The 1,208-nt window shown below is 56.2% G+C and carries 1 protein-coding gene and 1 pseudogene; both read left to right on the top strand.

Going from position 1 to position 1,208, the window contains the following annotated elements:
• The first annotated feature begins 14 nt into the window (after positions 1–14).
• On the top strand, positions 15–836 hold the full coding sequence (locus tag B5F88_RS19585; RefSeq protein WP_087937062.1) for a hypothetical protein: 822 nt from the start codon (positions 15–17) through the stop codon (positions 834–836).
• 31 nt (positions 837–867) lie between these two features.
• Positions 868–1,208 (top strand): annotated as a pseudogene (locus tag B5F88_RS19590) (hypothetical protein); the annotation flags it as partial.

Raw genomic sequence — 1,208 nt, forward strand, 5'->3', positions numbered from 1 at the left:
CTGATGACGAGCTTCTGGATACCGAGGGTGGCTTCACCGGATGGGACGATGGGACAGGCGCTGGGGCGGAGGAAACGCTGGAACAGGCGCTTGCGGAAGAACGTCTGGCTGAGCTGGAAAATGAGCTGGAGCAGGACGAGCATCCCATCGACTATGAAGCGGAGCTGGAAAACGAGGAAGAAGAAGCCGCCCCGGTCAGCGAAAAGCGGCTGAAACGGGAGATGCGAGCCGAGGCCATACGGCGGCTGGAGGAAGCTGCCCGCACCGAAAAGGATTTCCGGGCCGTGGTGGAGGAATGGAACAAGCTGGACCGGAACCGGGAGCGCCGGGAGCGGGACCATGAAAATCTCCGTGGGGATGTGCCGCTGGAATATCAGGCGGTGCCGGAACCGAAGCTCATTCCCCGCTGGATGAACAATCCCGCATACCGGCAGCTGATGGCCGGAAACTTTCTGGACATCCTGTTTGACTGCCCCTATGAGATGCACAACCTGACCGCTGACACCTTTATATCCCGCATGGTGGAGGAACTGAGCGAGGAACATAAGGAAGTTCTGTATTTCCTCTCTTTGCGGCTGTACAGCACCACCCGGCTTGCCGCTATGCGTGGGCAGTCTGACCGCAACATCCGCAAGCTGCGAAAAACCATCCACAAGAAATTGCAGCGCCAGATGTATGACCATCTGTGCGGCAAGCAGGAGCATGGCAGCAGCTTGACCTTGCGGGAACGCCAGTTTTTGGAGGAATACTCGAAAATTGCAAGGAAACAGGGCAAGGACGCCGTGATCCGGCGGGAGAACAAGACCAAGCACAGAAAAAAGAAAAACCGCCCCTGATAATTGGGACGATTAAGGAGAAAGGGCGTGTATGATGAAAAATTTGTTTGAACAGTCCCGTTCCCATTGGGTGCGGTACGATCACTATGAGCTGAAAACAGCGGAAGATGGCAAGCGGTACATCACTCCCGGCAAAAACGCAAGGCCGGATGTCTACAATCCGCTGAAAGAGGTCCCTGGCATTGTGCTGGATGCGCTGAATGTGGGGATGCTGATGATGGGACGCAAGCCGGAAGCAGAAGTGGAAAAGGCGGTGATGGAGTTCGTTACCCGGTACGGCCTGCTGGGGCTGATGACCGCCCTGCCCACCACGCCGTCCTTTATGGACTATGAGGCGGTATACCTGCCCAAAAACCACTTCATTAAGGAAGA

Source organism: Flavonifractor sp. An306 (assembly GCF_002159455.1).
Classification (GTDB): domain Bacteria; phylum Bacillota; class Clostridia; order Oscillospirales; family Oscillospiraceae; genus Flavonifractor.